Annotated in this window: 22 protein-coding genes, 1 other RNA gene and 1 pseudogene; 12 read left to right on the plus strand and 12 right to left on the minus strand. The window is 60.0% G+C overall.

The window, feature by feature from the left end:
- Positions 1-669: 669 nt before the first annotated feature.
- From AC07VY_RS20840 to ompA, 9 genes and pseudogenes are all read right to left on the minus strand, one after another.
- On the minus strand, positions 670-1077 hold the full coding sequence (locus AC07VY_RS20840) for a helix-turn-helix domain-containing protein (RefSeq protein ID WP_495099130.1): 408 nt from the start codon (positions 1075-1077) through the stop codon (positions 670-672).
- Positions 1074-1745: a Rha family transcriptional regulator gene (locus AC07VY_RS20845; protein ID WP_495099131.1), complete on the minus strand. Its 672-nt coding sequence runs from the start codon at positions 1743-1745 to the stop codon at positions 1074-1076. Before AC07VY_RS20845 ends, AC07VY_RS20840 begins: the two co-directional genes overlap by 4 nt.
- Complete coding sequence (locus AC07VY_RS20850) at positions 1742-1996, minus strand: helix-turn-helix transcriptional regulator (RefSeq protein WP_495099132.1); 255 nt, start codon at positions 1994-1996, stop codon at positions 1742-1744. Before AC07VY_RS20850 ends, AC07VY_RS20845 begins: the two co-directional genes overlap by 4 nt.
- A gap of 120 nt (positions 1997-2116) precedes the next feature.
- Positions 2117-2839, minus strand: a complete 723-nt coding sequence (locus AC07VY_RS20855) for a hypothetical protein (RefSeq protein WP_495099133.1) — start codon at positions 2837-2839, stop codon at positions 2117-2119.
- Positions 2840-2953: 114 nt separating this feature from the next.
- Positions 2954-4191: pseudogene (locus tag AC07VY_RS20860) on the minus strand (tyrosine-type recombinase/integrase).
- Between the two features lie 227 nt (positions 4192-4418).
- Positions 4419-4807: a transfer-messenger RNA gene (gene ssrA / locus AC07VY_RS20865) on the minus strand.
- Positions 4808-4819: 12 nt separating this feature from the next.
- A complete protein-coding gene (locus AC07VY_RS20870; protein WP_495099134.1) occupies positions 4820-5524 on the minus strand; it encodes an HAD family hydrolase in 705 nt (234 codons plus the stop codon).
- Positions 5521-6228: a bifunctional 2-polyprenyl-6-hydroxyphenol methylase/3-demethylubiquinol 3-O-methyltransferase UbiG gene (gene ubiG / locus AC07VY_RS20875; RefSeq protein ID WP_495099135.1), complete on the minus strand. Its 708-nt coding sequence runs from the start codon at positions 6226-6228 to the stop codon at positions 5521-5523. The genes AC07VY_RS20870 and ubiG overlap by 4 nt, the downstream gene beginning before the upstream one ends.
- Positions 6229-6380: 152 nt before the next feature.
- Complete coding sequence (gene ompA, locus AC07VY_RS20880; RefSeq protein WP_495099136.1) at positions 6381-7031, minus strand: outer membrane protein OmpA; 651 nt, start codon at positions 7029-7031, stop codon at positions 6381-6383.
- 226 nt (positions 7032-7257) lie between these two features.
- On the opposite strand from ompA, the gene gyrA reads away from it, so the two are divergent.
- The 12 genes from gyrA (at position 7258) to AC07VY_RS20940 (ending at position 21396) form a co-directional block, all read left to right on the plus strand.
- Positions 7258-9921: a DNA gyrase subunit A gene (gene gyrA / locus AC07VY_RS20885; protein ID WP_495074747.1), complete on the plus strand. Its 2664-nt coding sequence runs from the start codon at positions 7258-7260 to the stop codon at positions 9919-9921.
- 77 nt (positions 9922-9998) lie between these two features.
- Positions 9999-11105 (plus strand): 3-phosphoserine/phosphohydroxythreonine transaminase, encoded by a 1107-nt coding sequence (gene serC / locus AC07VY_RS20890; RefSeq protein WP_495099137.1) that lies wholly within the window; start codon positions 9999-10001, stop codon positions 11103-11105.
- Between the two features lie 3 nt (positions 11106-11108).
- Positions 11109-12215, plus strand: coding sequence for a prephenate dehydratase (gene pheA / locus AC07VY_RS20895; RefSeq protein WP_495074749.1), 1107 nt, complete (start codon positions 11109-11111; stop codon positions 12213-12215).
- A 12-nt stretch (positions 12216-12227) separates the two neighbouring features.
- The gene (locus AC07VY_RS20900; protein WP_490590425.1) at positions 12228-13106 is read left to right on the plus strand and encodes a prephenate dehydrogenase; all 879 of its coding nucleotides are present in this window, start codon (positions 12228-12230) and stop codon (positions 13104-13106) included.
- Positions 13106-15106, plus strand: a complete 2001-nt coding sequence (locus tag AC07VY_RS20905) for a bifunctional 3-phosphoshikimate 1-carboxyvinyltransferase/cytidylate kinase (RefSeq protein WP_495099138.1) — start codon at positions 13106-13108, stop codon at positions 15104-15106. The genes AC07VY_RS20900 and AC07VY_RS20905 overlap by 1 nt, the downstream gene beginning before the upstream one ends.
- A gap of 168 nt (positions 15107-15274) precedes the next feature.
- A complete protein-coding gene (gene rpsA, locus AC07VY_RS20910) occupies positions 15275-16957 on the plus strand; it encodes a 30S ribosomal protein S1 (protein WP_495074751.1) in 1683 nt (560 codons plus the stop codon).
- A 154-nt stretch (positions 16958-17111) separates the two neighbouring features.
- Positions 17112-17435 (plus strand): integration host factor subunit beta, encoded by a 324-nt coding sequence (locus AC07VY_RS20915; RefSeq protein WP_490590428.1) that lies wholly within the window; start codon positions 17112-17114, stop codon positions 17433-17435.
- 42 nt (positions 17436-17477) lie between these two features.
- Positions 17478-17795, plus strand: a complete 318-nt coding sequence (locus AC07VY_RS20920; protein WP_495074752.1) for a LapA family protein — start codon at positions 17478-17480, stop codon at positions 17793-17795.
- On the plus strand, positions 17785-18927 hold the full coding sequence (gene lapB, locus AC07VY_RS20925; protein WP_495074753.1) for a lipopolysaccharide assembly protein LapB: 1143 nt from the start codon (positions 17785-17787) through the stop codon (positions 18925-18927). Before AC07VY_RS20920 ends, lapB begins: the two co-directional genes overlap by 11 nt.
- A gap of 10 nt (positions 18928-18937) precedes the next feature.
- The gene (gene rfaE1, locus AC07VY_RS20930; protein ID WP_495074754.1) at positions 18938-19885 is read left to right on the plus strand and encodes a D-glycero-beta-D-manno-heptose-7-phosphate kinase; all 948 of its coding nucleotides are present in this window, start codon (positions 18938-18940) and stop codon (positions 19883-19885) included.
- 13 nt (positions 19886-19898) lie between these two features.
- Complete coding sequence (gene rfaD / locus AC07VY_RS20935) at positions 19899-20903, plus strand: ADP-glyceromanno-heptose 6-epimerase (RefSeq protein WP_495099139.1); 1005 nt, start codon at positions 19899-19901, stop codon at positions 20901-20903.
- A 4-nt stretch (positions 20904-20907) separates the two neighbouring features.
- Positions 20908-21396, plus strand: a complete 489-nt coding sequence (locus tag AC07VY_RS20940; RefSeq protein WP_495099140.1) for a DUF1993 domain-containing protein — start codon at positions 20908-20910, stop codon at positions 21394-21396.
- A gap of 18 nt (positions 21397-21414) precedes the next feature.
- Here the strand turns inward: AC07VY_RS20940 and AC07VY_RS20945 are convergent, their stop codons facing one another.
- Genes AC07VY_RS20945 through AC07VY_RS20955 form a run of 3 tightly spaced genes read right to left on the minus strand, consistent with a single transcriptional unit; the run spans position 21415 to position 23997 of the window.
- Positions 21415-22200: an SDR family oxidoreductase gene (locus AC07VY_RS20945; protein WP_495099141.1), complete on the minus strand. Its 786-nt coding sequence runs from the start codon at positions 22198-22200 to the stop codon at positions 21415-21417.
- 9 nt (positions 22201-22209) lie between these two features.
- A complete protein-coding gene (locus tag AC07VY_RS20950) occupies positions 22210-22974 on the minus strand; it encodes an SDR family oxidoreductase (protein ID WP_495099142.1) in 765 nt (254 codons plus the stop codon).
- Positions 22975-23016: 42 nt separating this feature from the next.
- On the minus strand, positions 23017-23997 hold the full coding sequence (locus AC07VY_RS20955; RefSeq protein ID WP_310370795.1) for a sugar-binding transcriptional regulator: 981 nt from the start codon (positions 23995-23997) through the stop codon (positions 23017-23019).
- Positions 23998-24007 lie beyond the last annotated feature (10 nt).

Consider the following 24007-nt stretch of genomic DNA (forward strand, 5'->3'; position numbering starts at 1 on the left):
ATGGCCTGGCCCTGCTCGTCGGTGAAGCATTCGACTGTCAACGGATGGTGTGTGAGTTTGGGTGCGTCGTTCATGGCGCGAGCCTTTCAATGAGTGGTGTGTGCTGCATGTACAGATGGCTTCTCTAGATGGTCTCCGTGAGACGGTGTAGAGAGATGGGCAAAAGTGGCCCGGATAGCACCGTGAGACGGTGTAGGCGACACCTTCCCTACACCGTGAGACGGTGCAATAGGAGGCCTCTCTACACCGCGAGACGGAGTAAGAGGTGCGTTTTTGAGCAGGGCAGAATCTTGGTACGCTCCGCGCCTGAATGTCTCCAACGTGCCCACGTCGTAACCGGGAATGCGGTCGAGGGTCCGCCACGTAACGGCATACCAGCTGGCTCTATTGGGGCGATGGCCCTTGACTGTCTCAAAGATGAAACCAGCCTCCAGCAACTCGCGCTTGGCCCGGGTGATCACGTCAGTGCTCTTCCAACCACGTTTGGCCAGGTAGGCAGCAGACGCCAGCAGCCGCCCGTTGTTGTCGCGAACGAACTGACGCGCAAACTCAAAGAGCAGAGCACGCGCAGGATGCGACAAGCCAGCGTAGGCGGAGCAATCCAGGACGGACCATGGCATGGCAGCAAACCCGCCCGCATCGCGCCCAGAATCACCTTTGCGGCCAGGGTTACGACCATTCGCCATGAGCCTCCAGCGCCCCCGCGCTGCTGTCGAGCGGTCCATCACCCAAGGGATCAACCAATATTCCCAGCGGATCTCCAGGCGGCTCGCTAACCAGGGAGTACAACGCCACCCCACGATGCTCGTAGCCGTCACGGTCAAAGATGGTTACCGGGTCGGTGCTAATTCCAAAATTGAACTTGTCGCGCAGCTCCTTGATGCGTGCCGGGCATTGGTAGCAGCCCAGGCGGCGCAAGTCATAGGAGGTTTGCGGCCTGCGGCGCAGAGCCTGAATAATCCGCTTGTGCTGAGCATTGGCGCTGGTAGGCTTCGCGCTGTTGAGTGCTTTTCTAGATCCCTTGGATGGCCGTCCAGGGGATTTTTCATTTCCGGGGTTGGTTTCTGGATGGCTCATTTCAACACCTCCAGCGCACGGCCTAAATTGCCAAGCACGGCCTTGGCTTCCGCGTAGGCCTCATGGTGGTTTGCAGCACCATGCATTGCTTTGGCGGCCAGATCCTGCGCCACAATCAACAGGGATTGCTTCGGCGCTTGCAGGCCGGCACGCTGTCCAGCGCCGATGCCCACCACGCGGTTGACCAGCTTGTTCAGGTTCATGTGCGAAAAGCGCTCGTTCGGCGAACCTGCGGCCAGGGCGTGCAATTGATCGTGCAGCTCGTGGTAGCCGGGCAGGTATTCCGTCGCGTGCACCTGCGCGGCGCGGCGGGCCTCAGCGAACGCCTTTACCAGCTTGCCCTTCAGCTCCACCACGCGGGGGCTGTTGCGGGACAGTGCCACCAGGAAGAACGCCTGATCCTCGTTGAGCAGGGCGAAGCGCTCTTTCTGCCTGGTCCGGCTATCAGGCAAAGGTTCCGTTTTAAACAGAATCTTTCCGAATGCTGCCATCTGGTCGGCGTAGCGATCGATCAACGCCAGCGTGTTGTGATGTTGGTTACCAATATTGGCGGCCAGCAATCGACTGTCGACTCGGGGCATGTCTTTGATGACAAGCGGCAGGGGTTGGAGGCCATTTTTTGCGCCTGCCTGCTCGGTCAGGTCGGAGCAGATGTGGCGGGGGCTCATGCTGCGACACCGTCCATGGCGTCCGCGCGCTTGGCATGCAGGCGATTCACCAATTCTTTAATTTGCACCTGTGTCTGCCCGGCGATGCGAGCAGCATTGATCGCGGCAACCTCCGATGAAGGCCAGCCCACAGACCGCTCACCAATAGGCACAGGCTTTGTGAATAGCCCGGCACGGATGGCGGTGTAGATGCTGGCGTGGCTGCGGTGCCCGGTTTCGGCCTTAACAGCCGGCATGCGTAAGATTGACATTGCTTACCCCTATCTATCCGGCTTTGTCAGCCGTTGTTTCGATGGGGTGAATGCTCGGTTTTCAGACTACTTTACTGAATACCTAATGCGATGCAGAGGCTAGCCAATGCGATGCAGCAGCTAAGCTGGTGACTCCGTGTTTCTCAGCGCCTTACGCGCCGCACTGAATGACATACCTAAGGCTGCGCACTCTTGCTCAGCACAGATATCACGGCTCGAATATTTCCCGCTAGCCCATGTAGCGCGGATGGCATCGCGTTTTTCTCGATTCCCGCCAGGCTTGTTATGTAATGCTTCTGCAGCCTTACGACCTCGATCAGAACTTGCCATAGCCGCACTTTGCAACGACCTAGCGAGGGAATTGGCATCCCCGTTCACCCATTGTGCGATCCATAGAGCCGCGTAGCTCAATTGCACAGCTGCATTGCCCGCCGGCTTCCGAGAACCTGCAGAATAAAAATCACTGGCGGCATCCTGCAGTTGCTGCATGGTGAAAACATAAAAGGAAGCACGCAAATCGTCTGGCGATAGACCATCGATCTCACTTGCTATCGGCTGTTCACCACTTCGAGGAAATACAACATCGAGCACACGTAGATGTGCAGCATGAACATCGAGCAACGAAGTGAATCGTTCGCGAATCTTTGATCGAACTATTTTGACCAGTTGACGGATGTTCTCGTGCCGTTCAAGAAGTCTTCCTGACCCAGGAGAGACAATGGCAATTCCAAATCCCTCAAAGCTCACATCCTTCGGATTTACATCAAACTCCGGGATCTTCATCCAGTTGTCTGGGTCGCATTGGTCTACGGCCCAAGCATTCGCTGGGTATTTGGGTTTCATCGCCGGCATCCCTGTCGTATCACGCCCTAAGAAAGAAGCCAACGCCGCCAGGTCAGGGAGTCCCGGTTTTCGCCCTGGTTAATTACTCCAAGGCTAGGCGTGGCTGCAAAACCTCTATGCCGCCCGCAACTGCAACACGTCAGCCCCGGTAGCCAGCTTGTCCAGGTAATCGGCCCACAGCTGGATCTGGTCGAAGCGCTGCTTGAGGTACTGGGTGCGGTTGTAACTGCGCCCGTTGGTATCCTTCACAGCATGTGCCAGATTCGCCTCGATGGCCAGCGGGTCTAAATTCAGCTGGTCCACCAGCATCGTCCGGGCCGTAGCCCGAAACCCGTGCCAGGTTTGCTCTGTGCCAAAGCCCAACGCGTACAAGGCACTGCGCACGGAGTTATCAGACAGCGGCCGGTCATGGCTGCGCTCACCAGGAAAGACATAGCGCCCGTGACCGGTCAGCGGATGTAGGTTGCGCAGCATGGCGACGGCCTGAGTTGGCAGCGGCACAACATGTGCCTCCCCCTGCTCTTTTTCGACCTTGGTGCGCTTCATCTTCATGCTGGGGATGGTCCACAAAGCGGCATCCAGGTCCAATTCGGCCCACTCCATATCCCGGAGATTGCCAGGGCGCTGGTACAGCAACGGGGCAAGCTGTAGCGCCGTGCGTACCAGTGGCCCACCCTTGTAAGTCTTGATGGCCCGCAACAGATCGCCCAGACGCGCCGGCTCCACGATGGCGGCAAAGGTCTTGCCGCGGTAAGGGGTGAGCCGGCTTTTCAGCCCGTCGGCGATATTGCGTTGCTGCGCATTGGTGGTGGGCAGCCAGTATTCCCATATCTGGCGGGCGAGCATCAGCACCCGGTCGGCCGTTTCCAGCGCGCCGCGTTCTTCCACCTTTTGTAGGGCGGCCAGTAGCTCCATGGCATGGATATCCGCCATGGCTCGCTCGCCAATCCACGGGAACAGGTCACGTTCCAACTGTCGCAAAGACCGTTCGGCATGGCTGGTGCTCCACTGCGGGGCTTGCTTGGCGTACCACTCAAGAGCGATCGCCTTGAAGGTGTCGCCAGCCGTTCGATTGCCTTTCAGGTTTTCGATCTTGCGGGCCTGCACTGGATCACTCCCGCCCGATTTCTGGAGCTTCGCCTTATCCCTTGCCGCGCGGGCATCCTGGCGCTAACGCTGGGGTAGCTACCCAGTGCCATGCGCCCTTCTTTGCCGTCCTTGCGGTACTTCCAAAACCACCGCTTGGAGCCCGCTGGGCTTATCTCCAGATACAAGCCACCAGAACAAGCGAGCCTCGCACGGGTCTTTTCAGGTGGGCAGGTAGCGTTTTTGCATTCGGCATCCGTCAGCATGGGGGAACAACTCCGGGTACGGTGGGGGAACGAAGGGGTTTTCATTGGGAAATGGGGGAACAAAACACCCATAAACCCGATTTACCCCCACTTGTTCCCCCGGATGTTCCCCCGCTTTGCCATGCCTGTCAATATCGCTTGTTGTACGCTATTGCCCTGTAAGGCATTGATTTAGCAATGAAAAATGCCGCTAACTATCTCTAGTTAGCGGCCTTTGTCGTTTGTGATGGTGGAGCCGGGGGGATTTGAACCCCCGTCCGCAAGCCTTCTTCGAACAGTTCTACATGTGTAGCCATCTGGTTTAAGTCTCGCCTTTTACATCGCGCAGTGGCACGCTATGCAAAACGCCAGTAACCTATTTTCTCGAAACGCACTAAGTTACCCAGCGCGCCTCCAGCCAAATAAAATTACCCCGCAGCCTGGACTGCAATACCTTGCGGCATTGCAACCCTTGCCCAGCCTATTGGCTTGCTGTTGCGAGGCTCACGCGCAATTAAGCGGCGAGTGCGAAACGTTCGTCGTTTGCAGTTAGGTTTTTTCTGCTGTTTTACGAGGTGACAGAACCTCGACATGCCCTGCTGCGCGTCCGAACCCACGTCGAAACCAGTGCAGCCCCAATTTGCCTATTTTAAACGACGAATCCTGCCTGCGCATTTGGCAGCCATAGCAGCAACTCTTCCGGCGCATGGATCACCTGGTGCGCACCCCACTGGGCAATGTCGGCATTGTTTCCAAGGTAGCCATACGCTGCCGCCACCGTGTACATACCCGCAGCCAAGCCCGCGACAATATCACGCTCATCATCACCCACATATACACAACTCTCGGGGGTGACCCCCAAGCGACGCGCCGCCTCAAACAAAGGTTCAGGGTGGGGTTTGGCATGTGGGGTCGAATCCCCGCCCACAACCGCTCCTGCAGATGCAAAAATCGGCATGGCCTGGGTCAAAGGAATCGCAAATCGCTCTGATTTATTGGTGACCACTCCCCAGGCGAGCTGTCGCCCAGTAAGTTCCTGCAACAAAGCAGGTATGCCATCAAATGCATAGGTTTGAAGCGTCAAGCGTTGCTCATAGTTGCTGAAAAACTCTTCTCGCATCAGCGCGTAGTCGGAATGGTCGGGCTGTATACCGAAGGCGATACCGAGCATGCCTCGCGCACCCGCACCGACCATAGGCCGGTAACGCTCCGCCGGATAAGAGGAGAGGCCTCGATCTGTACGCATTTTGTCCGCCGCCGCCGAAAGGTCTGGTGCGCTGTCCACCAAAGTGCCATCCAGATCAAACAAAATCGCCCGGACATTCTGAAACTGGGAACCAAATGAAGATGTCATAGCTTTTGCGTCGCAAACATATAGTTCACACTGGTGTCCGCACTCAAGGCATAACGCTGGGTCACGGGATTGAACTCCAATCCACAGGTATGGCTCAGTGCCAGATCTGCTGAGCGGCAATACGCTGCAAGCTCGCTAGGACGGATCATTTTGGCGTACTCATGCGTACCACGCGGCAACATGTTGAGCACATACTCGGCACCCACAATGGCCATTAGGAAAGATTTTGCACTGCGGTGGATGGTGGAAAAAAATACCCACCCACCAGGCTTGACCAAAGTCGAACAGGCCCGCACTACAGAGGCGGGATCCGGCACATGCTCCAGCATTTCCATGCATGTCACCACATCAAAACTGCCCGCTTGCTCAACAGCCATATTTTCAGCGCTGATTTCCCGGTATTGAACCCTGGGTGTCCCTGACTCAAGAGCATGCAACTGCGCAACTTTGAGGGCTTTACTCGACAGGTCGATGCCTACCGCGTCCCCCCCGGCTCTGGCGATGGAGTCGGTCAATATGCCACCGCCACAACCAATATCCAGCACCCGCTTACCCTTGAACGAGGCCAAGCCGTCCATCCACGCCAGGCGCAAGGGGTTGATCTGGTGCAGAGGACGGAACTCGCTGTCCTTATCCCACCAACGATGGGCTAACTCAGAAAACTTGGCCAGTTCGGCCGGATCAGCATTCAGGCTTGGATTCATTCCATGATTTTCGCAGATTACACACGCTGGCTTGGCTCGCGATCGTGCCATACAGACGCAAAAAAGCCTCCCGAAGGAGGCTTTTTTGACTGGCATTTAGCCGAGTCTTTATCTATGCAACGCCAAAATACTTCAGCGCGGCTCCAGATAAATTACTTGTTGCGCGTACCAACCACTTCGATTTCAACACGGCGGTTCTTGGCGCGGCCTTCAGCAGTCTTGTTGTCTGCCACAGGTTGCTTCTCGCCCTTGCCTTCGGTGTAAACGCGGTTCTTTTCGATGCCGTTAGACACCAAGTAAGCCTTCACGGCTTCGGAACGACGAACCGACAGCTTTTGGTTGTAAGCATCGCTGCCCACGGAGTCGGTGTGACCCACGGCAATAATCACTTCCAGGTTGATGCCCTTGACCTTGCTGACCAGATCGTCCAGCTTAGCCTTGCCTTCTGGCTTCAGTACAGACTTGTTGAAGTCAAAGAAGGCATCAGCAGCGTAGGTTACCTTTTCCGCAACCATAGGAGCTGGAACCACGGCAGCAGCAGGAGCTGGTGCGGGAGCAGCAACAGGAGCTGGTGCGGGAGCAGCAGCAGGAGCTGGTGCAGCAGCAGGAACAATAGCGCCATCGCAGCCAGGAGCAGCCGTTGCAGGCGTCCAGTTGGCATCGCGCCAGCACAGTTCATTCGTGCCATTCTTCCAGACCAGCTCGTTCGTGCCGTTCTTCCAATTGTCAACAGACTGCGCACCAGCGGCGGTCACAAGCGCTGCGGAGGCAAACAACATCGCCACTTTGTTTAATTTCTTCATGGTTCTCCTCTGGGGGAAAAAGCTGCAGCAGCGCTGCAATAAGGGACGCCTGCAGTGACCATCACTGCAAACGTTCGTTGAATTGTGCCACACGCGTAAGGGGAAACGAGTAGGACAACAGGCTATCGCGAAGCCAGGCATGCGCGCACCGCGTATGTGTTGCTGCGTAGCGACAGTCACTTGGCCGTAAAATCCCATACTTCCTCTCGCACCACGTTTGCACTCCATGACCCAGTTCGCCAAAGAAACCCTGCCCATCAGTCTTGAAGAGGAAATGCGCCGGAGTTACCTCGACTACGCGATGAGTGTGATTGTGGGCCGTGCCCTGCCCGATGCACGCGATGGCCTCAAGCCCGTGCACCGCCGGGTATTGTTTGCCATGCATGAGCTGAACAACGACTGGAACCGCGCTTATAAGAAGTCGGCACGTATCGTCGGCGACGTGATTGGTAAGTACCACCCGCACGGTGACAGCGCGGTCTATGAAACCATCGTCCGCATGGCGCAGGACTTTTCGCTGCGCCATATGCTGGTCGATGGCCAGGGTAATTTCGGCTCAGTGGACGGCGACAACGCGGCCGCCATGCGTTACACCGAAATCCGCATGTCCAAGATCGCCCACGAACTGCTGGCGGATCTGGACAAAGAAACGGTAGATTTCGGCCCCAACTACGATGGCAGCGAGCAAGAGCCGCTGGTCATGCCAGCCCGCTTCCCTAACTTATTAGTGAATGGCTCGTCTGGCATTGCCGTGGGTATGGCGACCAATATCCCGCCGCACAATTTGAATGAAGTGGTAGATGGTTGCCTGCACCTGCTGCGCAACCCGCAGGCCAGCGTGGACGAGCTGATGGAAATCATTCCCGCGCCCGACTTCCCTACCGCCGGCATCATTTACGGTATCAACGGCGTAAAAGACGGCTACCGCACCGGCCGTGGCCGCGTGGTGATGCGCGCCAAGTGCCACTTTGAAGATATCGATAAGGGCCAGCGCCAAGCCATCATCGTGGACGAGCTGCCCTACCAGTGCAATAAGAAAACCTTGCAAGAACGCATGGCCGAGCTGGTGCACGAGAAAAAAATTGAAGGTATCAGCCACATCCAGGACGAATCGGACAAGTCCGGTATGCGCCTGGTGATTGAGCTCAAACGCGGCGAAGTTCCTGAAGTTGTTTTAAACAACCTTTACAAACAGACACAACTTCAAGACACCTTCGGCATGAATATGGTGGCCTTGGTGAACGGCCAGCCCAAGCTGTGCAACCTGAAAGACCTGATCGAAGTCTTCCTGGAGCACCGCCGCGAAGTCGTCACCCGCCGCACCATCTTCAACCTGCGCAAAGCCCGCGAACGCGGCCATGTGCTGGAAGGCCTAGCAGTCGCCCTGGCCAATATCGACGACTTCATTGCCATCATCCGCAATGCACCTACGCCACCTGTCGCCAAGCTGGAGCTGATGGCCAAGCCATGGGACAGCAAACTGGTGCGTGAAATGCTGACTCGCACCCGCGCCGACGGCGGCATGGTGAATGTTGACGACTACCGCCCGGACGGCCTGGACAAAGAACTGGGTATGGGCAAGGACGGTCTGTACCGCCTGTCCGAAGTGCAAGCGCAAGAAATTTTGCAGATGCGCCTGCAGCGCCTGACCGGCCTAGAACAGGACAAGATCGTTGCCGAATACAAAGAGGTGATGTCCGAGATTGAAGATTTCCTGGACATCCTGGCCAAACCAGAACGCGTGTCCGCCATCATTGGCGAAGAACTGACAGCGATCAAACTGGAATTTGGCCAAACCAAGATCGGCGCACGCCGCAGCCTGGTCGAGCACAGCTCATTCGACCTGAGCACTGAAGACCTGATTACTCCCACCGACATGGTCGTGACCCTGTCGCACAGCGGCTATATCAAGAGCCAACCGCTCTCTGAATACCGGGCACAAAAGCGTGGTGGACGCGGCAAACAAGCCACTGCCACCAAAGAAGACGACTGGGTCGATCAGCTGTTCATCGCCAACACACACGACTACATCCTGTGCTTCTCGAACCGAGGCCGCCTGTACTGGCTCAAGGTCTGGGAAGTACCGCAGGGTTCGCGTGGTTCACGTGGCCGTCCCATCGTCAATATGTTCCCGCTGCAGGACGGAGAGAAGATCAACGTCGTACTGGCGCTGACCGGCGCCGCTCGCAAATTCCCCGCCGACCAATACGTCTTCATGTCCACCAGCATGGGTACGGTCAAGAAGACCCCATTGGAAGATTTCAGCAACCCACGCAAGGCCGGCATCATTGCCGTGGACCTGGACCCGGGCGATTTCCTGATCGGCGCGGCGCTGACTGACGGCAAGCACGATGTGATGCTGTTCAGCGACGGCGGCAAGGCTGTGCGCTTTGACGAAAACGATGTGCGTCCCATGGGCCGCAATGCCCGCGGCGTGCGCGGCATGATGCTCGAAGAAGGCCAGACCGTCATCGCCATGCTGGTCGCCGAAGACGAGCAGCAAAGCGTGCTGACCGCCACCCTGAACGGCTACGGCAAACGCACCAGCATCACCGAATACACCCGCCACGGCCGCGGCACCAAGGGCATGATCGCCATCCAGCAAAGCGAGCGCAATGGCCGTGTCGTGGCAGCCACCCTGGTGCATGCCGACGACGAGATCATGCTGATCACCGACAAGGGCGTACTGGTGCGCACCCGCGTCAGCGAGATCCGCGAACTCGGCCGTGCCACCCAGGGCGTAACCCTGATCGGCCTGGACGAAGGCTCCAAGCTCAGCGGCCTCCAACGCATCGTCGAAAACGATGCGAATGTCGCGACTCCCGAAGCAGGCGAGGCAGATGCCGCCGGTGGTGGAGATGCGGCAGGCGACGAGACGCCCGAGGCATAAGCGCAGTCAACTATCAATTTAATAGCACCTCACGCATGTTAAATGTGCGTTGGAGGCCTATTTAACCTGTAAATCGCATGACCCGCCCATTCAACTTTTCAGCCGGCCCTGCGGCCATCCCCGAGGAAGTATTGACCCAGGCCGCCGCCGAAATGTTGGACTGGCACGGCAGCGGTATGGGCGTGATGGAGATGAGCCACCGCGGCAAAGAATTTTTGTCGATCTACGCGCAGACCAAGGCCGACTTCCGCGCGCTGATGGCGGTGCCACCCGAATTCAAGATTCTGTTCATGCAAGGTGGCGGCCTGGGCGAAAACGCCATCGTGCCACTGAACCTGTCGCGTGGCGGCGCCGTCGATTGCGTGGTCACCGGCAGCTGGAGCCAGAAGTCGCAAAAAGAGGCCCGCAAATACGCCCAGGTACATATCGCCGCCAGCGGCGAAGCCCAGAGCTACACCAGCCTGCCCGCCCCTACCAGCTGGCAGCTCAGCGCCGATGCCCAGTACGTGCACATCTGCAGCAATGAAACCATAGACGGCGTCGAATTCCAGACCCTGCCTGACCTCCAGGCCCTGGGCAGCAAAGCCCCATTGGTGGTGGACTTCTCGTCCCATGTGGCCTCGCGCCCCGTGGACTGGAGCAAGGTCGGCTTGGCCTTTGGCGGCGCCCAGAAGAACCTAGGCCCCGCAGGCCTGACCGTGGTGGTCGTGCGTGAAGACCTGCTAGGCCATGCACTGCCCATCTGCCCCAGCGCATTCAACTACGCGACCGTGGCCGAGAACCAGTCCATGTTCAACACCCCACCCACCTACGCCATTTATATGGCGGGCCTGGTATTCCAGTGGCTGAAGCGGCAGACCGAGAACGGCCTGCACGGCATCGAAGCCATGGAACAACGCAACATCGCCAAGGCCGAGCTGCTATACCGCAGCATCGACCAGTCACAGCTGTACTTCAACAAGGTAGACCCCAGCTGCCGCTCACGCATGAACGTGCCTTTCTTCCTGCGCGATGAAAGCCGCAACGATGCCTTCCTGGAAGGCGCCAAGGCACGCGGCTTGCTTCAGCTCAAAGGCCACAAATCGGTCGGCGGCATGCGCGCCAGCATCTACAACGCCATGCCGCTGGCCGGCGTGCAGGCGCTGGTGGACTATATGCACGCATTCGAGAAAGCCCAAGCCTGATCCATGACTGCCGCCACACCCGCTTCTGCCCCTCTGGACCTAGCCGATCTGCGCGTCAAGATTGACCAAATCGACCAGGAACTTCTGTCACTGCTGAACCGCCGGGCGCTGGTGGCCGAGCAGGTCGGTGAGGTCAAACGCCGCGAAGGCTCCCCCTTCTTCCGGCCCGACCGCGTGGCGCAGGTGATCGAAAAGATCCAGCACGCCAATACCGGCCCGCTAAAGAACACACATGTGGCCGCCGTTTGGCGCGAAATCATGTCCGCCTGCCTGGCGCTCGAAGCACCGCAACGCGTCGCCGTGCTGGGCCCTGAAGGCACTTTCACCGAACAAGCCGCCATCGAATTCTTTGGCAGCGCCGCCGAGCTGCTGTACTGCGCCAACTTTGACGAAGTCTTCCACGCTACTGCCGCAGGCACTACCCAGTACGGCGTGGTGGCGATTGAAAACTCCACCGAAGGCATGGTTGCGCGCTCTCTCGACCTCTTCCTGCACTCCCCGGTACATGTCGTGGGCGAAGTCAGCCTGCTGGTACGCCACAACCTGCTGCGCCAGGTGAACTCGCGCGATGACATCGAAGTCGTCATGGCCCACCCCCAGGCTCTGGCCCAGTGCCAGGGCTGGCTGACCCAGCATCTGCCGCATGTCGAGCGTCGCGCGGTCTCCAGCAATGCAGAGGGTGCACGCCTGGCCGCCGCCAACCCAACCTGGGCAGCCTTGGCGAGTGAGCGAGCCGCCTCCCAGTTTGGCCTGCATATCGTGTCCCATGCGGTGCAGGACGATGCGTACAACCGCACCCGCTTTGCCGTCATCTGCCTGCCCCAGACCCTGGCTACGCCGCCCGCGTCCGGCAAAGACTGCACCAGTTTGGTGGTGTCCGTGCCCAACAAGCCTGGCGCCATGCACGATTTGCTGGTGCCGCTGAAGACCAATGGCGTATCCATGACGCGCTTCGAATCGCGCCCGGCCCGCACCGGCCAATGGGACTACTATTTCTATATCGATCTGGACGGTCACCCCTCCCAGCCCCATGTCGCCAAAGCCTTGAAAGAATTGCACGCCCTGTGTGCGTTCTACAAGGTGCTGGGCACCTACCCTGTCGGTCCATAAGCGAGGCGCAACATGTTTGAACAACTGGGACTGATAGGCTGCGGCCTGATGGGCGGCTCATTTGCCCTGGCCATGAAGAAGGCCGGCCTGGTCCAACGCGTGGTGGGTTACAGCAAATCTCCATCCACCACCAGCCGCGCCCGTCAACTGGGCGTGATCGACGTGGAAGCGCCGTCTGCCCTGCTGGCCGTATCCGGTGCCGACATCGTCCTGCTGGCCGTACCAGTAGCCGCCACTGAAGCCACTTTCAAATCCATCAAGCATCTGATCACACCCAACACCCTGGTGATGGATGTGGGCTCAACCAAGCGCGATGTGGTGGATGCAGCGCGCCGCGCCCTGAAGGAGCAAGTCGGCTCCTTCGTCCCGGCACACCCCATCACAGGCAAGGAAGTGTCGGGCGTGGAGTTTGCCGACCCCTATTTGTACAGCGGCAAAAACGTCATCCTCACGCCTATCGAACGCACCCTCACCAAGCAATTGGCCCGCGCCCACGAAGTCTGGACGGCGCTGGACTGCAATGTGCTGCAGATGTCGCCCGAGTCGCATGACGCCACGTTTGCTGCTGTCAGCCACCTGCCGCATCTGATCGCTTTCGCGATGATGCACGGCCTGGTGTCCCAAGCCCAGGGCCAGGAATACCTGGCACTGGCTGGCCCGGGCTTCCGTGACTTCACCCGCATTGCCGCATCGGATCCGCATATGTGGCGCGATATTCTGCTGGCCAACAAGGAAGAACTGCTGGCCCAGTCCCGCATCTTCCAGCGCACCCTGCAGACCATGGAAACCATGATCACCAACAACGACGCGGACGCGCTGGTCAGCATGCTGGAGCATGCCAGCGACAGCCGCGCCGACTGGAGCATGGCCTCCATGAAACAGAAAACCTGATGTTCGCAACCGCCTTCCTAGACCTCCCCCCACTGGACAGTGCCACCGGTACCGTCGTACTCCCTGGCTCCAAAAGCATCTCCAACCGGGTTCTGCTGCTAGCCGCACTCAGCGGCGGCACCACCCGGGTTCACGACCTGCTGGACTCGGACGACACCCGCGTCATGCTGGACGCGCTTGGCAAACTGGGCTGCGGCATCCGCCACAGCGGCAATACGGTCGAAATCGACGGACTCGCCGGCCAACTCAGCGCCCGGCAGGCCGATCTGTTCATGGGCAACGCCGGTACTGCCATCCGGCCGCTGACAGCAGCACTGGCCGTGCTGGGTGGCGACTTCCGCCTGCACGGCGTGCCGCGCATGCACGAACGCCCGATTGGCGACCTGGTCGATGCACTGCGCCAACTAGGCTGCCAGATCGATTACACCGGCCAGGACGGCTACCCACCTCTGCGCATTGGCCAGCCCCAGTTACAACTGGGCGCGCCGATACGCGTGCGTGGCGATGTCTCCAGCCAGTTCCTGACTGCGCTGCTGATGGCGCTGCCCTTGGTCGCCCAGCAGAACGTGGTGATAGACGTGGTGGGCGAACTGATCTCCAAGCCCTACATCGAGATCACACTGAACCTGTTGACGCGCTTTGGCATCAACGTGCAACGCGAGGGCTGGTCCCGCTTTACCATCCCGGCCGGCAGCCGCTACCAATCGCCGGGCGACATCCATGTCGAGGCAGACGCCTCGTCTGCTAGCTATTTCATAGCGCTTGGCGCAATTACTGCCAGCGCTGGCGGCCGAATTCGCATTGAAGGTGTCGGTGCCGCCTCCATCCAGGGCGATATCCGCTTTATCGACGCCGCGCAGCAAATGGGGGCGCAGATCACCAGTGGTCCCAACTGGCTGGAAGTCAGCCGTGGCAGCTGGCCGCTGAAGGCCATTGAGCTGGACTGCAACCACATCCCCGACGCCGCCATGACTCTGGCCGTCATGGCGCTCTACGCCGACGGCACCACCACGCTGCGCAATATCGCCAGCTGGCGCGTCAAGGAAACCGATCGCATCGCTGCCATGGCGACCGAGTTGCGCAAGCTCGGCACCACCGTCGAAGAAGGCGCGGACTACATCCGCGTCACGCCACCCGCAACGGTTGCCGACTGGAAGGCCGCCAGCATCCATACCTACGATGACCATCGGGTGGCGATGTGCTTCTCGCTGACCGCCTTCAACCCGGCGAAGCTGCCGGTGCGCATCGAAGACCCCAAGTGCGTGGCCAAAACCTTCCCCGACTACTTCGAGGCCATGCTGGCGCTATCACAGACCGCTACAGCCCACATCCCGGTGGTCTGCATCGACGGGCCGACCGCCTCGGGCAAAGGCACGGTCGCAGCGGCTCTTGCCGCCAAGCTGGGTTACCACTTCCTGGATTCGGGCGCCATGTACCGCATCACCGCGCTGGCGGCTTTGCGTGCGGGGCTGAGCATCACCCCGGCCGACGAAGCTGCTATCGCCACCCTGGCCCAAACCCTGCCGGTTCGCTTTGACGCTGGCAAAGTATGGCTGGGCAAGGACGATGTATCAGAGGCGATACGCACCGAAGAAGCCGGCATGAACGCGTCCAAAGTCTCGGCCTTGCCCTCGGTACGGCTCGCCCTGGTGGACCTGCAGCACAGTTTCCAGCGCTTGCCGGGCCTGGTTGCCGACGGGCGCGATATGGGTACGGTGATCTTTCCGCAGGCCCCGCTCAAGGTGTATCTCACCGCCACTGCCGCCCGACGCGCCGAGCGGCGGCATAAGCAGTTGATTTCAAAGGGAATTTCAACTACACTCGAAGACCTTCGTGCTGATTTGGAAGCGCGCGACGCCCGGGACTCCTCCCGCAGCACCGCACCTCTCAAGCCAGCGCAAGACGCACTGCTACTGGACAACTCCGAAATGACCATCGAAACCTCGGTGGACCAGGTATTGGACTGGTGGCAGAGCAAACAACCGTTTCGGGCCGCCTGAAACGGTATTTTTAGGCCCACTTGGCCGCCACCGCGCCGCAGGCGTACTGGCTGAGTGGTTTTTAACCCTGTAACCCCGGTGGTCACACGACCGCCACACCGCCACGGCAGACCCCACGCAGGTGCAATCCCGCACCCGTATACCCCTGTTCCGTGGACTAGGAAACACATGTCAGAATCATTTGCAGACCTCTTCGCCGAATCGCTAACTCGCACGGAAACGCGCATTGGTGAAGTCGTCACCGCCGAAGTCATCCGTATCGAACACAGCTTCGTGGTTGTCAACGCTGGCCTCAAGTCCGAAGCCTACGTGCCGCTGGAAGAGTTCAAGACCGACAAGGGCGAAGTTGAAGTCCAAGTTGGCGAATTCATTTCGGTCGCCATCGTTGCCATCGAAAACGGCTATGGCGACACCATCGTCAGCCGCGACACCGCCAAGCGCCTGGCTTCCTGGATGTCCCTGGAGAAATCCCTGGAATCCGGCGAATTCGTCACCGGCACCACCTCCGGCAAGGTCAAGGGCGGCCTGACCGTTCTGGTCAACGGCATCCGCGCATTCCTGCCCGGTTCGCTGATCGACACCCGCCCCATCAAGGACTTGTCTCCCTACGAGAACAAGACCATGGAATTCAAGGTCATCAAGCTGGATCGCAAACGCAACAACGTGGTGCTGTCGCGCCGTGCTGTGGTGGAAGCCTCCATGGGCGAAGAACGCGCCAAGCTGATGGAAACCCTGAAAGAAGGTTCCGTGGTACACGGCGTGGTCAAGAACATTACCGAATACGGTGCGTTCGTGGACCTGGGCGGCATCGACGGCCTGCTGCACATCACCGACATGGCATGGCGCCGCGTTCGCCACCCATCCGAAGTGGTGCAAGCGGGTCAAGAAATCACCGCCAAGATCCTCAAGTTCGACACCGAAAAGAACCGCGTGTCCTTGGGTCTGAAACAAATGGGCGACGATCCATGGATGGGCGTGAACCGCCGCTACCCACAATCGACCCGTCTGTTCGGCAAGATCACCAACATCGCCGACTACGGTGCATTCGTGGAACTCGAACCCGGCATCGAAGGCCTGGTGCACGTTTCCGAAATGGACTGGACCAACAAGAACATCGCTCCCGCCAAGCTGGTTTCGCTGGGCGACGAAGTCGAAGTCATGGTTCTGGAAATCGACGAAGACAAGCGCCGCATCAGCCTGGGCATGAAGCAGTGCAAGGCCAACCCATGGCAAGAATTCGCGCAAGACACCAAGCGTGGCGACCGCGTCAAGGGCCCGATCAAGTCGATCACCGACTTCGGCGTGTTCGTGGGCCTGGCTGCCGGTATCGACGGCCTGGTGCATTTGTCTGACCTGTCTTGGAACGAAACCGGCGAAGCCGCCGTGCGTAACTACAAGAAGGGCCAAGAAGTCGAAGCCATCGTGTTGGCCGTGGACGTGGACCGTGAACGCATCTCGCTGGGTATCAAACAGCTGGACAGCGATCCATTCACCACCTTCACCACCATCAACGACAAGGGCCAAACCGTTACCGGTAAGGTCAAGACCGTGGATGCCCGTGGCGCTGAAATCGACCTGGGTGAAGACATCATCGGTTACCTGCGCGCTTCCGAAATCAGCCGTGACCGCGTTGAAGACGCACGTAACGTGCTGAAAGAAGGCGACGAAGTTACCGCTGTGGTGGTCAATGTGGATCGCAAGACCCGCAACATCCAGCTGTCCATCAAAGCCAAGGACGCTGCCGACCAAGGCGAAGCCATGGCTGCTCTGAGCCAAGCTTCTGCACGTGAAAACGCCGGCACCACCAGCCTGGGCGCCCTGCTGCGCGCCAAGTTGGACAACAACAATTAATTTGTTGCTGATATAGCCTAGTGCCACAAGCCGATCCGACTCGCAGGGGCGAGCGGGTCGGCTTGTTTCACTCTTGAGCAGGACTTATGCAATGCCTTCTACAGGCACACCCCTTACCGAAGGCATTGCATAACTCCGACTAACGTCCTTTTCCATGACCCGATCCGACCTTGTTGAAGAACTGGCCGCCCGTTTCAGCCAACTCACCCACCGCGATGCAGAGCATGCTGTCAAGACCATCCTGGATGCGGTCAGCGATGCCTTGGTGCGCGGGCACCGGGTCGAGATCCGTGGCTTTGGCAGCTTCTCCATCAACCGCCGGGCACCGCGCATAGGTCGCAACCCCCGTAATGGCGAGAGCGTCTCCATTCCCGAAAAGCGCGTGCCCCATTTCAAACCCGGCAAGGCTTTGCGCGAGGCGGTAGACCTGCGCACGGCTGAACTGGAAGCCCGAGACCGGCGCGAAGCCCGGGATTGACGGGCGCAGATCGCTAGAATGTTCTGAAGAGGAAGGACTCCCATGAAGAACCTGGCCAGGCTGCTTAAGTGGTTACTTAAAGCAGCCATTTTTTTTACCCTGTTTGCGTTTGCCCTGAATAACCAGCAAGACGCCACCGTGCATTTCTTCTTCGGTACGCAATGGCGCGCCCCCATGGTGCTACTGGTGCTGAGCGCCTTTGCCGCGGGCCTGGCGCTGGGCATACTGGGTATGGTGCCGCGTTGGTGGAAACACCGCGTCGTCGCCAAGAAGGCACAGCAGCCCCAACCGCCCCTGCCCACCAGCACAGCGACCGAAACCTCCCGTACGGAACCCTCATCCCCACCCCATGGACTTTGATCTCAGCTGGATATTGCTTGGCTTTCCGATTGCGTTTGTACTGGGCTGGCTTGCCTCTCGGTTCGACTTTCGGCAGCTACGGGTAGAAAACCGACTCGCCCCCAAAGCCTATTTCAAGGGCCTGAACTACCTGCTCAATGAGCAACAGGACCAGGCTATCGACGCCTTCATCGAAGCCGTTCAAAAAGACCCCGACACCTCTGAACTGCACTTCGCGCTGGGCAACCTGTTTCGCCGACGTGGCGAATACGAGCGTGCCGTACGGGTGCACGAACATCTGCTGTCGCGCGGCGACCTGAGCGCCGCCGACCGCGACCGCGCCCAGCACGCACTGGCGCTGGATTTCCTCAAAGCTGGCTTGCTGGATCGGGCCGAGACCGCGCTGCGCAAGCTGGAAGGCACCGATTTCGAGGCCCGCAGCCGCCTGGCCTTGCTGGCGATCTACGAGCGCTCACGCGACTGGGCCGACGCTTCCGAGATCGCTCATAAGCTAGAAACCGCTGGCCAGGGCAGCTTCAGCGGTCGCCAATCGCACTACCTGTGTGAACAGGCCGCGGCCCAGCCCGAGGCTGCCCAGGGTTTGCTGGAAAAAGCAATCGCCATCGCCCCCCAAGCCGCCCGCCCGCGCATCGACCTGGCCATCCTGCAACACCAGGCAGGCCAGTTGGATGAAGCCTTCAAAACCCTTCGAGCGCTTTCCGAATCTGCGCCAGCAGCTATACCTTTGGTAGCAGAAAGAATTGCCACCATCGCTGCCGCCGCCGGGCTCACCGACCCGGCCCTTGCGCTGCTCGAGACCAGCTACGCCCAAAGCGCCTCGCTGGACGTGTTGCAGGCCATTCTGGGCCTGCAAGTGCGCTCCGGCACGCCGATGACCGAGGTGCGCATGCGCTACCTGAAGCACTTGGAGCGAGAACAGTCACTGGTCGCAGTCGCACGCTGGATTGCAGGGGAAAAGCTGGAGCACGAAGAGTTTCATCCGCAGATCCAGCGCGCCCTGGACCACGCCGCCAGCCCCATGAAACGCTACCGTTGTGCTGCCTGCGGTTTTGAGGCGAAACAGCATTTCTGGCAATGCCCGGGCTGCCAGGCCTGGGATAGTTATCCAGCAAGGCGCGTGGAAGAGCTGTAAACAAAACAATATGACCAAACTCTTGACACTTTCCCGTGAAAAAATCTCCCAGGCACAAGTGCTGGTCGTGGGCGACGCCATGCTGGACCGCTACTGGTACGGCGCAGTAGACCGTATCAGCCCTGAAGCACCGGTACCGGTGGTGCGGGTCACGCGCGAGGAAGAGCGCGTGGGCGGTGCTGCCAACGTGGCCTCCAACATCGTTAGCCTGGGCGCACAGTCCTCGCTACTTACCGTAGTGGGTGACGACGAGGCCAGCCACAGGCTGGAAGCGCTAGTGGCAAAGACCGGTATCCGAACCCATTTCGGCCGCGACCCGCAGCTGCAAACCACGGTCAAGCTGCGCGTCATCGGCCGCCAGCAGCAGCTGATACGGGTGGACTTTGAAAACACCCCCAAAAGCGAAATCCTGGCCTCACAGTCCGCCAGTTTTGCCACCCTGCTACCGACCCACCAGGCCGTGCTGTTTTCCGACTACGGCAAGGGTGGCCTGGCCCATGTGGGCGACATGATTGCGCTGGCGCGCACACAGGGTAAAAGCATTCTGATCGACCCCAAGGGTTCGGACTACTCCCGCTACAGCCAGGCCACGGTGATTACCCCCAACCGCGCCGAACTACAGCAGGTGGTGGGCAGCTGGAACAGCGAGGAAGAGCTGCGCACGAAGTCGCAGAATCTGCGCCAGCAGCTGCAGCTGGAGGCCTTGCTGGTCACGCGCAGCGAAGAAGGCATGACGCTGTACGATGACCAAGGCGAGCTGCACGTGAGCGCCCAGGCCCGCGAGGTATTCGACGTGACCGGCGCCGGCGACACCGTGATCGCCACCCTGGCGGCCCTGGTCGCCGCGGGCTTAAGCCTGCGCGAGGCCATGCCCCTGGCCAACCGCGCTGGCGGCGTGGTCGTCGGTAAATTCGGTACCGCTACCGTCAGCTACGACGAACTTTTTTCCGCCGTTTAAGAGGATTCCCACCATGACCCGCATCGTCGTTACCGGAGCCGCCGGCTTCATCGGCAGCAACATCGTCAAAGGCCTGAATGCACGTGGCATCACCGACATCATCGCGGTAGATGACCTGACGCAGGGCGACAAATACCGCAATCTGGCCGACCTGCAGATTGCCGACTACGTGGATGCCGACGCCTTCTACTCCCGCTTCGCCCAGGAGGCTTATGGCCGTGTGGATACGGTATTCCATGAAGGCGCTTGCAGCGACACCATGGAGATGAACGGCAAGTACATGATGGACAACAACTACCGTGTGTCCTGCGACCTGTTTGCCGCCTGCCAGGCCCAGGGTACGCGCCTGCTGTATGCATCTTCGGCGGCCACCTATGGAGGCTCGGCTTCCTTCATCGAAACGCCGGAGTTCGAACGTCCGTTGAATGTGTACGGCTACTCCAAGCTCCTGTTTGACCAGCGCATGCGCCTGGCCTGCGACCCGGATTTCAAGCGCTCGCACAGCCAGGTGGTGGGTTTCCGCTACTTCAACGTCTATGGCCCGCGCGAGCAGCACAAGGGCCGCATGGCCAGCGTTGCCTTCCACCAGTTCAACCAGTTCCAGGCAGACGGCAAGGTCAAGCTGTTTGGCGAATACGGTGGCTACGCACCTGGCGCCCAGCTGCGCGACTTTGTGTTCGTGGACGACGTGGTGGCCGTCAACCTGTGGTTCTTCGACCACCCTGACCAGTCCGGCATCTTCAACCTGGGCACCGGCAAGGCCCAGCCCTTCAACGACGTGGCCCACGCCGTCATCAATGCCCTGCGCGCCCATGGCCAGCAGCCGGCACTCAGCCTGGCCGACGCGGTGACTGGTGGTCAGCTGGAATACGTGGCCTTCCCAGACGCCTTGCGCGGCAAGTACCAGTGCTATACGCAGGCCGACCTCACAGCGCTACGCAGCACCGGCTGTGACCACGTGTTTGCCGATGTGCACACTGGCGTCACACGCTACGTGCAAAGTCTGCTGCAAGCCTGAGCCCATGTACGCCACATCGGTACCGGTATTCCAGCGTTATCTGGGCCAACTGGCCCAGATGCTGGAGCGAGCCGAAACTTCGGGGCTGGACCCGCAGCGTTTGCTGCAGGCGCGGCTGGCGCCCGATATGCTGCCCCTGTCGCTGCAGGTTGAAATCGCCACCAACTTCGCCGTGCGAGCCTGCGCCCCGTTGGCAGGGCTGGAAGTGCCGCCATTCGGCGAACCCGGCCACTCGTTTGCCGCGCTGCACGCACGGATTACCCGGGCCCAGCAGTTTCTGGCGGCGTTGAGCCCAGCGCAAATGGCCGACAGCGCCCAGCGCATCTGCACCGACCAGGCCGGCCAAGCCACGCTGACGCTGCCCGGCGAGGTTTTTCTATCGCAGTACGCGTTGCCTAATTTCTTCTTCCACCTGAGCAGTGCCTACGCCCTGCTGCGCCAGCAAGGAGTCCGGCTGGGCAAGGCGGATTTCGATGGCTGGCACGTGTACTGAACCGCGCTAGCACGCACATCAGGACATGAACATCCCACCGTCCACGTTAACGGTCTGGCCCGTGATGTAAGCCGCATCGTCCGAGGCAAAGAAACTGACCAGTCCTGCCACATCCTCCCCCGTGCCCGCGCGGCCCATGGGGATGGCCGCTACCCACTCGGCCATCAGCTCACCCGGCTGGTAGTCACCCATCAGCTTACCCCAGGCCGCATCGTTGTAAGCCCACATATCGGTGGTGATGATGCCCGGGCAAAAAGCATTCACAGTGATGCCCGTCTTGGCCAGTTCCTTGGCCAGGCTCTGGGTGATACCCACCACGCCGAACTTGCTGGCAGCGTAGTGCGGGGTGAAGATAAAGCCTTGGCGCGCCTGGCCCGAGGCCGTGTTGATCAAGCGCCCCTTCTTGCCTGCAGCACGCATGCGTACCGCAGCTTCTTGGCAGCAGAGAAACACGCCCTTGGTGTTCACGGCCATGACCTTGTCCCACTCGGCTTCGGTCAAATCCTCCAGCCGGGCAACCGTGATGACACCGGCGTTCTGTACAGAAACATCCACCTCACCCAGCTCGCGCGCCACCTGTTCGTACATAGCCTTGACCTGCACCTTGTCCGTGACATCCAGCACCACGGCAATGGCTTGGGCACCGGCATCCCGCAAGGCCTGGGCTGTTTCATGTACCAGGGCCTCATTCGCGGCCACGCAGATGCGCGCACCCTCGCGGGCAAAGCGCTCGGCAATACTCTTGCCTATGCCCCGGCTACCGCCGGTTACAACCACCACTTTGTCTTGGAATCTAAGGGACATATCCAGCCCCTACCAGCAGACAAAACCGCCGTCTACGATCAGGTCCACACCGGTACAGAACGAGGCCGCCTTGCTGGACAGGAACACTGCGGGGCCGACCATTTCGTCCACCGTGGCCATACGGCCCAGGGGCGTATCGCGCTCGAAAATCTTGCACTGCTCGGCCACTTCGGGGCGGGCATTCATGGGTGTCATGGTGTAGCCGGGGCTGATGCTGTTGACACGCAAGCCGCGGTCACTCCACTCCATCGCCAGGCTCTTGCTGAGGTGGATCACCGCCGCCTTGGAGCTGTTGTAGTGCGCCTGCAGCAGCCCCCGATTCACGATGCTGCCCGACATGGATGCGATATTGACGATGCTGCCCCGGCGGCGCGGCAGCATCACGCGCGCCTGGGCCTGGCAGGACAAGAACACGCCCTCCACGTTGATTTGCATCATGCGCTGCCACTGCTCTATGGGCATATCTTCCGCAGCGGTCGCGTTGGCGATGCCAGCGCAATTGACCGCCACCGTCAGCGCGCCCAGATCCTTCTCGGTGGCAGCCACGGCCGCCTGCACATCTTCGGCCCGCGTGACATTCCCTTCCAGCGCCAGCGCACGCCGACCCAAAGCTTTGATGCGCTCCACTGTAGAGGACAAGCCGGCACTACCCGCCAAATCCAGGCAGGCCACGTCCGCACCCGCTTGGGCTAGACCCACGGCGATACGCTGGCCAATGCCGCTCCCCGCTCCCGTAACAAAAGCCACGTCGCCGCGCAATTCAAACAAGTCCATACATGCTCCTGTGCAATGCTGCCGGCCCCGTGGTCGGCAGGGTTAAGGTTGGTCCAGCAGTTGCTGGGCCGTGTGTAAATCGGTAATCAAAGTGGTCAGCCAGCCGCCACGCAGGGCAGCGCGTATGGCCTCGAATTTGCGCGCGCCTCCGGCCACGCCGATGCGGCGTCGCGTGCGGCGGATTTGGTCTATGCCTATGCCCAGTACACGCTCGCCAAACGGCGTGGTCACGTGCTTGCCATCGGCATCAAAAAACTGCATGCAGACATCGCCCACGGCGCCGGCATCGCGCAGATCGGCCAGGTCCTGCTCGGTAAATACATTACCGCTCTCACGCAACATGCGCGACGGCGGAATGGCGCCTATGCCCAGTAACAGGGCCGACAAATCGTCGAAACGCTCCAGGGCCTGGCGGCAGGTTGGGTCGCTCAGCATGGCGTTCTTGGCTTCCACGGTGCTGACGACGCCGGGCGCATTCATGAAAATGGCCTCGGCCTTGGACAGCTGCGCCAGCCGCTCCGTCAACCGGGTGGCAAATACCTGCGCCCCCGCAAAGCCCACACCGCCCAGCACCTGCACGATGCTGCGCGTATGGCCCGGACCGGCAGGTCGCATCACGTTGACGGCTGCCAGCAAACTGGAACTCCAGGACGACACGCCGATGGCACCAAAGGTCGGCACCATCAGCTCCAGATAGCGGGCAGTGGGGCCGGCCAGGGCCAGATTGGTACGCTCGTCGTCCAGCACATCGGCCTCCTCGGCTTCGACCACGATGACTTCGTCTAAGCCGTAGTGCGTTTCCAGCCGCTCTTCCAGGTCGGCATGCACGCCCTCGGGCACATGGACGGTGATGCGCACAATGCCCAACTCCTCGGCCTGCTTGAGCAGGCGTGATACCCGCGTCTGCGACAGGCCGAGCTGCTCGGCAATGCGCGGCTGCCCGATGCCGCGTTGGTAGTACATGCTAGCGATCCGGGTGATGAGACGCTGCAGGTCGTGGGAGCCATATTGATGTTTTGCCATGGCGCGGATT

It is taken from the genome of Rhodoferax sp. GW821-FHT02C08 (genome assembly GCF_059421805.1).

Coding starts and splice junctions, on each gene's coding strand:
- AC07VY_RS20840 (WP_495099130.1), bottom strand. CDS start 1,077: ATGAGCCATCCAGAAACCAACCCCGGAAATGAAAAATCCCCTGGACGG.
- AC07VY_RS20845 (WP_495099131.1), bottom strand. CDS start 1,745: ATGAGCCCCCGCCACATCTGCTCCGACCTGACCGAGCAGGCAGGCGCA.
- AC07VY_RS20850 (WP_495099132.1), bottom strand. CDS start 1,996: ATGTCAATCTTACGCATGCCGGCTGTTAAGGCCGAAACCGGGCACCGC.
- AC07VY_RS20855 (WP_495099133.1), bottom strand. CDS start 2,839: ATGAAACCCAAATACCCAGCGAATGCTTGGGCCGTAGACCAATGCGAC.
- AC07VY_RS20870 (WP_495099134.1), bottom strand. CDS start 5,524: ATGACATCTTCATTTGGTTCCCAGTTTCAGAATGTCCGGGCGATTTTG.
- ubiG (WP_495099135.1), bottom strand. CDS start 6,228: ATGAATCCAAGCCTGAATGCTGATCCGGCCGAACTGGCCAAGTTTTCT.
- ompA (WP_495099136.1), bottom strand. CDS start 7,031: ATGAAGAAATTAAACAAAGTGGCGATGTTGTTTGCCTCCGCAGCGCTT.
- gyrA (WP_495074747.1), top strand. CDS start 7,258: ATGACCCAGTTCGCCAAAGAAACCCTGCCCATCAGTCTTGAAGAGGAA.
- serC (WP_495099137.1), top strand. CDS start 9,999: ATGACCCGCCCATTCAACTTTTCAGCCGGCCCTGCGGCCATCCCCGAG.
- pheA (WP_495074749.1), top strand. CDS start 11,109: ATGACTGCCGCCACACCCGCTTCTGCCCCTCTGGACCTAGCCGATCTG.
- AC07VY_RS20900 (WP_490590425.1), top strand. CDS start 12,228: ATGTTTGAACAACTGGGACTGATAGGCTGCGGCCTGATGGGCGGCTCA.
- AC07VY_RS20905 (WP_495099138.1), top strand. CDS start 13,106: ATGTTCGCAACCGCCTTCCTAGACCTCCCCCCACTGGACAGTGCCACC.
- rpsA (WP_495074751.1), top strand. CDS start 15,275: ATGTCAGAATCATTTGCAGACCTCTTCGCCGAATCGCTAACTCGCACG.
- AC07VY_RS20915 (WP_490590428.1), top strand. CDS start 17,112: ATGACCCGATCCGACCTTGTTGAAGAACTGGCCGCCCGTTTCAGCCAA.
- AC07VY_RS20920 (WP_495074752.1), top strand. CDS start 17,478: ATGAAGAACCTGGCCAGGCTGCTTAAGTGGTTACTTAAAGCAGCCATT.
- lapB (WP_495074753.1), top strand. CDS start 17,785: ATGGACTTTGATCTCAGCTGGATATTGCTTGGCTTTCCGATTGCGTTT.
- rfaE1 (WP_495074754.1), top strand. CDS start 18,938: ATGACCAAACTCTTGACACTTTCCCGTGAAAAAATCTCCCAGGCACAA.
- rfaD (WP_495099139.1), top strand. CDS start 19,899: ATGACCCGCATCGTCGTTACCGGAGCCGCCGGCTTCATCGGCAGCAAC.
- AC07VY_RS20940 (WP_495099140.1), top strand. CDS start 20,908: ATGTACGCCACATCGGTACCGGTATTCCAGCGTTATCTGGGCCAACTG.
- AC07VY_RS20945 (WP_495099141.1), bottom strand. CDS start 22,200: ATGTCCCTTAGATTCCAAGACAAAGTGGTGGTTGTAACCGGCGGTAGC.
- AC07VY_RS20950 (WP_495099142.1), bottom strand. CDS start 22,974: ATGGACTTGTTTGAATTGCGCGGCGACGTGGCTTTTGTTACGGGAGCG.
- AC07VY_RS20955 (WP_310370795.1), bottom strand. CDS start 23,997: ATGGCAAAACATCAATATGGCTCCCACGACCTGCAGCGTCTCATCACC.